The sequence below is a fragment of the Bacillus sp. JJ1474 genome, assembly GCF_036965225.1.
GTDB lineage: Bacteria > Bacillota > Bacilli > Bacillales > Cytobacillaceae > Cytobacillus.
Genome location: NZ_JBALPC010000047.1, coordinates 4,524 through 14,653 on the forward strand (window position 1 = coordinate 4,524; position 10,130 = coordinate 14,653).

At 38.0% G+C, this 10,130-nt stretch carries 9 protein-coding genes; 3 read left to right on the forward strand and 6 right to left on the reverse strand.

What is annotated here, in order from left to right:
- Positions 1-224: 224 nt before the first annotated feature.
- From accA to dnaE, 5 genes are all read right to left on the reverse strand, one after another.
- A complete protein-coding gene (gene accA / locus V7164_RS07275; protein ID WP_335343863.1) occupies positions 225-1,202 on the reverse strand; it encodes an acetyl-CoA carboxylase carboxyl transferase subunit alpha in 978 nt (325 codons plus the stop codon).
- Complete coding sequence (gene accD, locus V7164_RS07280; protein ID WP_335353772.1) at positions 1,196-2,065, reverse strand: acetyl-CoA carboxylase, carboxyltransferase subunit beta; 870 nt, start codon at positions 2,063-2,065, stop codon at positions 1,196-1,198. Before accD ends, accA begins: the two co-directional genes overlap by 7 nt.
- A 150-nt stretch (positions 2,066-2,215) precedes the next feature.
- Positions 2,216-2,779, reverse strand: a complete 564-nt coding sequence (locus V7164_RS07285; protein ID WP_438824705.1) for a FadR/GntR family transcriptional regulator — start codon at positions 2,777-2,779, stop codon at positions 2,216-2,218.
- Positions 2,780-2,848: 69 nt separating this feature from the next.
- On the reverse strand, positions 2,849-4,087 hold the full coding sequence (locus V7164_RS07290; RefSeq protein WP_335353774.1) for an NAD(P)-dependent malic enzyme: 1,239 nt from the start codon (positions 4,085-4,087) through the stop codon (positions 2,849-2,851).
- 292 nt (positions 4,088-4,379) lie between these two features.
- Complete coding sequence (dnaE, locus tag V7164_RS07295) at positions 4,380-7,742, reverse strand: DNA polymerase III subunit alpha (protein WP_335353775.1); 3,363 nt, start codon at positions 7,740-7,742, stop codon at positions 4,380-4,382.
- A 220-nt stretch (positions 7,743-7,962) separates the two neighbouring features.
- Between dnaE and V7164_RS07300 the strand changes: the two genes are divergently transcribed.
- A complete protein-coding gene (locus tag V7164_RS07300; protein ID WP_335353776.1) occupies positions 7,963-8,298 on the forward strand; it encodes a YtrH family sporulation protein in 336 nt (111 codons plus the stop codon).
- Positions 8,295-8,795, forward strand: coding sequence for a sporulation membrane protein YtrI (ytrI, locus tag V7164_RS07305; protein WP_335353777.1), 501 nt, complete (start codon positions 8,295-8,297; stop codon positions 8,793-8,795). The genes V7164_RS07300 and ytrI overlap by 4 nt, the downstream gene beginning before the upstream one ends.
- A gap of 87 nt (positions 8,796-8,882) precedes the next feature.
- Here the strand turns inward: ytrI and V7164_RS07310 are convergent, their stop codons facing one another.
- A complete protein-coding gene (locus tag V7164_RS07310; protein ID WP_335346920.1) occupies positions 8,883-9,818 on the reverse strand; it encodes a DHH family phosphoesterase in 936 nt (311 codons plus the stop codon).
- A 133-nt stretch (positions 9,819-9,951) separates the two neighbouring features.
- Here V7164_RS07310 and V7164_RS07315 point away from each other — a divergent pair.
- Positions 9,952-10,130, forward strand: a 179-nt coding sequence (locus V7164_RS07315) for a YtpI family protein (protein WP_335353778.1), incomplete at its 3' end; no start/stop codon positions are given.

Here is a 10,130-nt window from a genome sequence, read left to right on the forward strand (position 1 = left end):
TCCTGTCGCATTGTCGACACTAGTACGTCCTGTACGTTGGGGGTAGGCGCTCCTCCTAAAAACTAACGCTTTTACTCGTGCGATGATAATGCTGCCGAAGCGTTCCTTGTGGAGCTGGACAGTTCTCAAACTCGAGAAAAGTTATACTTTCTATTGAAATAGCTAACAGATTGTAGAATTTCAATACTGACCAAAAAAAAAGAACATGCTGTAATAGCACGTCCCTATTTTACCCCGATAAATTCCTTTAAATTAGAAAACTCACCAATGGATTTATACTTATCATACCGGTGAATAGTTAATTGGTCTTCTGTAAATCCTTTTAGTTCTTTCAGAGATTTATGCAGGACTTCATCTATGAAATGTGCCTGCTGCTTTATATCTTTATGTGCCCCACCTTTAACCTCAGAAATAATTTCATCAACGATTCCTAACTCTTTAAGATCTGGGGCTGTAATTCTCATGCTCTCAGCTGCTCTTTTCGCTTGAGTGGCATCCTTCCATAATATAGCAGCAGCACCTTCAGGCGAAATAACCGAGTACGTTGAATTCTCAAGCATATGAATATGATTTCCAACACCCAGTGCTAATGCGCCTCCGCTTCCGCCTTCTCCGATAACGATGCAAACGACAGGCACCTTTAAACTAGCCATTTCAAATAAATTTCGGGCAATTGCTTCACTCTGCCCTCGTTCTTCGGCTGCTTTACCAGGATAAGCACCTTTTGTATCAATGAAACAAATAATCGGGCGTCTAAACTTTTCTGCCTGTTTCATTAGCCTAAGGGCTTTTCGGTAACCCTCTGGGTGAGGCATGCCGAAGTTTCTGCGGATGTTTTCTTTCGTATCCTTGCCTCTTTGATGACCAATTACAGTAACAGGAAGTCCTTTATATTTGGCAATCCCGCCAACAATCGCCTCATCATCTGCAAATGTTCTATCTCCATGACATTCAAAGAAATCAGTGAAAAGAAGTGAAATATAATCCAAAGTCGTTGGACGGCCTGGGTGTCTTGCGATTTGCACTCGATCCCAAGGTTTCATGTTTTCATAAATCTCTTTTTCTAATTTTCCTAACCTTGCTTCTAATTTTTCAATTTCTGCAGATAAATCCACATCTGCATTTTTAGTAAATTCCTTTAGCTCCGATATTTTATTCCTAAGCTCAATAACCGGTTTCTCAAATTCAAGGACTCCTACCATTCAAGGTCACCTCCTTGTTCATGTATAGATAGAATAGTCGCAATTTGCCCTTTCAAATCTAACCTCGAAATGACTGCATCCAATTGTCCGTGTTTTAATAAAAATTCTGATGTTTGGAAGTCTTCAGGCAGTTCCTCCCTGATCGTCTGCTCAATGATTCTTCTACCTGCAAAGCCAATTAACGCCCCTGGTTCTGCTAGATTATAATCACCAAGAGAGGCAAAGCTAGCTGACACGCCCCCAGTAGTTGGGTGTGTCATAATAGAAATAATTAAACCGCCATTATCACTGAATCTTTTTAAAGCCACACTAGTTTTTGCCATCTGCATTAAGCTTAGTACACCCTCTTGCATCCTGGCTCCGCCTGAAGCTGTGAAGATAATGAAAGGTACTGACAATTCATCTGCTTTTTCAATTGCTAGTGTTATTTTTTCTCCAACTACCGATCCCATACTGCCCATTCGAAACGTTGAATCCATAACGGCAATAACAATCTGATGTCCGTTAACTGTTCCAATGCCAGTGACAACCGCTTCGTTTATACCGGACTTTTTCCTGTCCTTTTCAAGTTTTTCAATATAATCAGGGAAATTCAATGGGTTTTCAGAAATCATTCCCGCATTCATTTCTTCAATGCTGCCTTCATCAAGAAAGCTATCTACCCGCTCACCTGAATCCATAGAATGATGGTATTGGCAATGCATGCAAACCTTTAAATTCTTCATTAATTCTTTCGTATACATGATCTTTTTGCAGTTTGGACACTTTGTCATAATTCCTTCGGGAACATCCTGCTTGGCTGCTTCCGAAGGAATTGTAGCGTATTTCTTCTTTTTTGGTTTTGTAAAAATCTCCTTAAGCAAGGTGAAACCTCCCGTTCTATATATAACAGCGTTTCTTTTCGTAACAGAAGTGGTCAGACCACTTAGAACAAAAATAAATGAGTGAAGGAAAACTTGTCTATCTTTACCACTATAGAATAAAAGAGCTACAAAATTTGCAAAAAACTGTCGTTAATCATTCGACAATTTTCTAAGCTCCTTATAGGCTTTCCTAACCTCAGATTCTTTTCTTGTTAATAGTTTATTGATTACATTCATATATTCTTGCTTGTCTGCGTCCATTTTAAATATTTTCAAGGAATTATAATAGTCTTTTAATATTGTCCATACTCGCAGAAGCAAATGATTATCTGCAAGCTCCGCCATTTTCAGGAAAAAATCTTCATCTGTGAATGATGAAGTTTCCGCCCATTTTTTTATGTCTTGCAATAGCTTATCTGGTGATTTGATAAGAACAAGTAACAAGCAGTCCATTTCAATCAGAGACTTTGTCTCAGCAATGTCTGCTTTCGCCTTTTCATCTTGAAGAATAAAGGTACTGATCAGTTGAACAAGCTGATGTCCTTTAAAGTCGCGAATAAAGGTTCCTTCTCCTCTTCTAGTTTCAATTAACCCTAGAAGTTCAAGTGCTCTTAGCGCTTCACGAACGGAAGAGCGCCCAACTATTAGGCGCTCACACAATTCTCGTTCAGAAGGTAATTTATCGCCAGCTTTTAGACCCTCTTGTTCGATCATCAGTCTAAGCTGTTTGACAATTTCAACATATATCTTTGAACCTTGTTGACTTGGATCCACGTTAAAGACTCACTCACTTTTCCCAATAACTGCGAGTTTTCGTGTTTTCTCTTTGACAGCTTCCGGGTCAACTTTAATTCGAGCTACCCCTGTCTCCATCGCTGCTTTTGCCACTGCGGCAGCAACTTCTGGTGCGACCCTAGAGTCAAAAGGACCTGGAATCACGTAGTCTGCGTTCAGTTCATCTTCATGAATAAGATTTGCTATGGCTTCTACTGCCGCAATCTTCATCTTTTCATTAATATGTGTCGCCCTTACATCTAAAGCACCGCGGAAAATACCCGGGAATGCAAGAACATTGTTTACCTGATTAGGGAAATCGGATCTTCCTGTTCCAATGACAGCTGCACCTGCTGCCTTTGCTTCATCAGGCATGATTTCCGGAGTAGGATTCGCCATTGCAAAGATAATCGGATCTTGGTTCATTGAACTAACCATATCTGCTGTCAAAGAGCCAGCGGCAGAAACTCCAATGAAAACGTCTGCACCATTAATGACATCTGCAAGACTTCCTTGAACCTTATCGCGATTCGTATATTTCGCGACATTCGTTTTTATATCATTCATACCATTCGGACGGCCTTCGTAAATCGCACCCTTAGTATCGCACATAATGATATCTCTAACCCCATATGTGTAAAGAAGTTTAATGATGGCGATCCCAGCAGCGCCAGCTCCATTTGCAACAACCCGAATTTCATTCATTTTCTTCCCTGTAATCTTCAATGCATTTACAAGGCCAGCAACCGTTACAATGGCGGTTCCATGCTGATCATCATGGAAAACAGGGATATTTGCTTCCTTTTTTAATCTTTCTTCAATCACAAAGCAATTAGGGGCAGCAATGTCCTCTAAATTAACGCCTCCAAAAGTAGGCTCTAGTAATTTAACCGTTTCAACAATTTTATCAATATCCGTTGTATTTAAACAAATAGGAAATGCATCTACACCAGCAAAGCTTTTGAATAAGACAGCTTTTCCTTCCATGACAGGCAGTGCAGCTTCGGGGCCAATGTTTCCAAGCCCAAGTACAGCTGTCCCATCTGACACGACCGCTACCATATTGCCTTTCATTGTATATTCGTAAACAGATTCAGGCTTATCATAAATCTCCTTACAAGGCTCCGCGACTCCAGGTGAGTATGCGAGACTTAAATCTCGTGCATCTCTCACTGGCACCTTAGACTTTGATTCGAGTTTTCCTTGGTTAACTCTATGCATATGAAGAGCTTCTTCACGTAAGGTCATACTTATTCCACTCCTTTGGATTGCTTAATTCAGTTAGCATATACGTTATGTAAAACAAATAAAACTTGGCGTCTGCAAGAACTATTGCAGATGCCTTCGTTTTCTTTATGCGATATTCTAAGCAGTCAGCTAATTAATTTCAAAATTTTCTTTTTCTTTTAATAGACATTATCTTTCTATCGATCGGTTGTAGAAATCTGTAAAGTCTCGTGGTGGTCAGACCATTTTCTCTTTTAACAAATATACCATATTTGTTGATGATGTAAAGTAATAACATGAGTCAGGAAAAATGCTATTTTTTGAGAATTACGTGTTGTTCCCCAAGGATTTCCTTTAATTTCATAATAAATTCTTCAGTAGGATTAACTAAATCTTCCTCTCCTAAACGAATCCTTTTTTTCGTGCTTTCATAATATAAAATAATTTGAACTTTTCCTTCATTTTCATTAAATAATTTTTTGAGATAATGAAGAATATCCGGATCTTCATTTTCTTTTGTAATCTTTAAATATAGTACGGGATCCTTTTTCTCTTCCTTTTCGATAGCCGCATTGACTTCTTCACATCTTTGAACAATAAATTGACGCTTTCCATCCTTTTCTTCCAGCTTCCCCTCAATTAAAAGAATATTGCCTTGCTTTAGCAATACGGAGAATTTAGTATATGTATCAGGAAAAACAACCGCTTCCAATTCATCTGTTTGGTCACTGATCGTTAAAAAAGCCATGGCAAGACCTTTTTTTGTTCTTATATTTTTTATATTTGTCAAGTAAACTACTGCACGGACTCGGTTTGTACTAGGATGCAAATAATATAGTTGTGTGGCGTTCAACATTGGCACATACATCTCGTATGAAGCAACAGGATGGTCTGATAAATAAACCCCAAGTACCTCCTTTTCAAAAGCCAGTTTATCCTCTGAACGTATCGAATCTACTAGTGTATACTTTGGTTTTGGAAAAAAATCACCTTCTGAAAAGAAATCAATTTGTTCATCTTCGATCTTCAGTAAATTTGCATGTTCAACTGCGGGGTCAAGACTTGCAAGCAGTACAGCCCGGTCTTGACCAAATTCATCAAAGCTTCCTGAATGCACTAGCGCCTCCAGCACCTTTCGATTGATCGCTTTCGCCGTCACTCGGATAGAGAAATCAAATAAATCATCAAACCGTTTATTCTTTCTCGAACGAAAAATTTCCTTAAGAGCAGATGCACCTATTCCTTTAATTGCAGCCAAGCTATATCTAATAGTATCTTTTTCAACTAAGAATGAGTATCCGCTGTTATTTATGGAAGGAGGAAGAATCTTAAGATTCATTTGCTTGAGCTCCCTCACATATTGAGAAATCTTTTCTTCATTTCCAATAACAGATGTGAGCAATGCCGCCATAAAATGAAGGGGATAGTGTGCCTTTAAATAAGCAAGCTGATAAGAGATAAAGCTATAGGCAACAGCATGACTCCGGTTAAAGCCATAATTGGCAAAGCGAACGATTAAATCATATATATCATTGGCCGTTTTCTCATTGTAGCCTTTCTTTAACGCCCCATTTACAAAATGGGTTCTTTCCCTGTCAAGAATTTCCTTTTGTTTTTTACTGACGGCTCTCCTAAGCAAGTCAGCCTCTCCAAGTGTGAACCCCGCCAATTTGGCTGCAATTTGCATAATTTGTTCCTGATAAACAATCACCCCATATGTATTCTCAAGAATGGGGATTAAATCGGTGTGGGGGTAAGTAACCTTTTGTTTACCATGCTTACGATCAATAAAAAGTGGGATATTCTCCATTGGACCTGGTCTGTACAAAGCATTTACGGCAACGATATCTTCAAAGCTGGAAGGACGGAGCTTTTTTAATACCTTTCTCATTCCTTCAGATTCCAGCTGGAAAATTCCAGTTGTCTCCCCTCTGCTTAATAACTCAAAGGTGCTATGATCATGGAGAGGAATCGCTTTAATATTTATACTCTTACCAGTCTTTTTTTGAATTGACTTCAAAATATTTTCAATTAGAGATAAATTTCTTAACCCTAGGAAGTCCATTTTTAATAAGCCGATTTCTTCTAAATGCTCCATTGAATACTGTGTCAAATAAACCCCATCATGCCCATTTTGAATTGGAATAACATTTACTAATGGCTTTTCACTTATAACGACCCCTGCCGCATGAGTAGACGTATGCCTTGGAAGCCCCTCTATCTTAAGCGCCGTTTCGAACAGCCTGCGATTTAAGCTCGATTCACTTACAAACATTCGTAACGATTCTGATTCCTTATAGGCATCCTTTAAAGTAATCCCTAATTTAGATGGTATTCTTTTCGATAAGCTGTCTAATTCTTTCGGATTTAATCCGAATGCTCTTCCTACATCCCGTAATGCCGCTTTTGCTGCTAAGGTACCAAATGTAATAATTTGAGCCACATGAAGCTCACCGTATTTCTGTGAAACATAATGGATTACCTCGTCTCTGCGATGATCGGGAAAATCAATATCAATATCCGGCATCGATACACGCTCAGGGTTAAGGAAACGTTCAAAAAGCAGCTTATGCTCAATCGGATCTGCATCCGTTATATATAAAACATAAGCTACAATAGATCCAGCAGCCGATCCCCGGCCTGGTCCTGTTAATATTCCATTCTCCCTTGAAAACTTCATAAAATCCCAAACAATTAAGAAATAGTCGCTAAACCTCATTCTTTTTATGATCTGAAGTTCATAGGCTAACCTTTGTTTATGCTCTTCTGTTACGTTTGAATATCTTTCTTTAAGCCCTTTCAGGCACGTAGCCTCCAGGAGTTCATCAGAAGAGCCATTATTTTCTACCGGATACTTTGGGAGGTGCTGCTGATTGAGTTCGATCATTACATTACATTGGTCGGCAATTTTCAATGTGTTTTCCAGGGCATCTGGATATTCTAATAACAACTCAGCCATTTCTTCTGCAGTTTTTAAATAGTACTCATCGCTTTTTAGATGCACCCTCGTTTCATCCTGAAGCTTTTCCCCATTCTTAATGGCCATGAGGCACTCTTGTGCAAATGCATCCTCTTTTGAAAGATAATAAACTTGGTTTGTTGCTGCTAGTTCAATGCCTGTTTCCTTTGACAAACGGACTAAACTTGGATGTATTTTTGTTTCCTCAGCAAGCTGATGATTCTGGAAAGACAAATAAAAATCTCCCCTGCCAAACAATTCTTTATATATACTAGCTGCTTCCACTGCCTTTTCATATTCATCATTTGCTAAATAATGTTCAATTTCCCCCTCCATGCCAGGACTAATGCCTATAAGACCATCTGAATAAGCCTTTAGCCATTTGGCTGGAATCCCTTCAGGAGATTTTGTTTGAACAACACTTGTTATTTTTAATAGATTTTGAAAGCCAATCTGATTTTTTGCCAGGAGCACAATGGGATAGGCTAACGAGGGCTGTATCTCACTAACAGCATCAACCGTTAACCCCAAAATTGGTTTAATAGATTGTTTTAAACATTCTTTATAAAAAGCTACTGCCCCGTACATAACATTGCGGTCAGTCAAGGCTATTGCTGAAAAGCCCTTTTGTCTTGCGTCTTTGACGAGCTGCTCAACGGCTGCCGTACTAGTCAATAAACTATACGCACTATAAACGTGAAGGTGAATAAATGCCAATTTGTTCACACCCTTAATTCTTCTCTTCTTAATATTATAGGACGGTTCATGGAAAAAGGAAAATACGTTCTCTTTTTAATAAGATCTAAACAAAAATTTGTAGAAGAGGATTAATCATATTTCAGAAGGTTTGTCCATAGAATGGTAGAAATCGTTTTGATATTAGGCGGAAATAAGAAAAGCGGAAGCGTTTTTATCTCCGCGGTAAGGAAGGATGATCATGAAAATCCAGCCCTATTTCGCTACATTATTTGATAGTTATTTTATTGCTCTTGGGGTAGTCATCGGAGGATCGATTATTGGAAGCGTTGCTGCGTTTCTTACGGGAAAGCCGCCTTTAACAGAAGCATATCGAATATCTAATATTATTAGAATTTGGGCAATTATTGCAGCAATCGGAGGAACATTTGATACGCTTTATAGCTTTGAAAAAGGTGTTTTAGATGGTCAAACAAAAGACTTATTTAAACAATTCTTATTAATTCTATCTGCCTTTGGAGGAGCTCAAACGGGTGCTATACTAATAAACTGGCTAACTCAGGAGCATATATCATGAGGATGCCGCCGTATTTTTCTAGACCCGTCTGGCAGCGCTTCTTTGCTGGAATGGCAATAGGCGGTATAATCAGCTGGTTTATTTTTCTATATATATTTGGCGAATGGAATGAGAAATACAGCAAGGAAATACAAAAGCATAGAGAAGACATTGCTGATCTTGAGAATGATATTAAAATCTGGCAGGAGGACTACAAAGAACTAAATAAATTAAATAGTCAAAAGCTTATCGTTCAAGAAATTAAAGTAAAAATCCAAAACAGCGATAAATATAAACTAGATTCATTTAGTGTTTTTGAAATTGAAGATGAAATAAAAGAAGATATTAAAATGATGAAGGCAAAGGATATTGAAACTATTAATAAAAGTAGTGATTTAATCGAAAAAATGATTGAGAATAAGGTTTTTAAAGTGAATGAAAAGCGTTATCGTGTTGAAATTAGAAAAATGGTAATCTATACAACCTTATCAATTAAAGTAGATATTAAATTGGATTAATAAAGTTATTACTGTAAATAACCATATCAAGAGTCAGGCCCTGCTGCAAAAAATGAGGGGCCCGACTCTTTTATTTCGATCAGCCTTCTAGCCCATACAAGCTTCTTCTAAGTCCTTGATGACGACATCCTTATCGTCCCATGAATAGATGGATGCTCCCGCGGCAAGCGGATGTCCGCCGCCATTGTATTTTCTGGCAATTTCATTTATGATTGGACCTTTAGAACGAAGACGAACTCTAATCTGATCCTCTTCCTCGATAAAGAACACCCATGCTTTAATGCCTTTAATGTGACCAAGGGCTCCTACTAGAAGGGAAGCCTCTGATGCCTTTACTTGAAATTCTTCTAATAATTCTTTTTTTAGAACCATTGATACAGCGCCATGTTTTTTCACTTCAAAGTTTTGCAGGACAAATCCATTTAACTTCACAACGTTTGGCGATAGTTCATACATTTTATCAAACAGCTCTGGCCGTGAGAAATTATAGTGAATAAGTTCACCAGCATAGGCAAAAGTTTTATCAGATGTGCTTGGGAAAAGAAACCGCCCTGTATCTCCTACAATTCCCGCGAATATTAATCTAGCTGCTTCATCCGACATTTTCAAGCCCTTATCCTTGCCAAAAAGATAAAATTCATAAATCATTTCACTGACAGAGCTAGCATCTGTATCAATCCACATCATGTCCCCATATGGGTCAACATTTGGATGATGGTCAATTTTTATTAATTTATCCCCTAAATGGTACCTTTCATCACAAATCCGTTCGGCATTCGCTGTGTCACAAACAATGACTAAGGCCCCTTCATATGCATCATTTGGGATTTTATCCAGTCTGCGCAAATAGTAAAGCGTTTCTTCTTCCTTTCCAACGGTATAAATTGTCTTTTCGGGAAAAGAGGCTTTAAGAATCTCGGCTAGGCCTCCCTGAGATCCATATGCGTCTGGATCTGGACGAACATGCCTATGGATAATGATGGTTTCATATTCTTTTATGATGTTTAATATTTTCTCTTTCATGGTTTTCTCCTTTATGATCAAATAAATTTTTATTTTACTCCATATGAAAAGAAAAAAGAGCATGCTATGGCATTTTTTTAGATAAAAAGTTAAAATAGCCTCAGAGTAATGAAAAATGGAGGTTAAGTTAATCATGCCAGTATTAGTTATTTTAATTACAATCGCACTTTCATTTTATCTATATTACAAAGTAAAATTTGTTCGCTGCAAGAAACCAGCTGAAAAAAAGTGGATTTCTTCTAAATCAAGTATGGCTTTAGGTGTTTTTATCGGATTATATGGCTTAAACCAGTTTTTTCTAAATGGAAATAC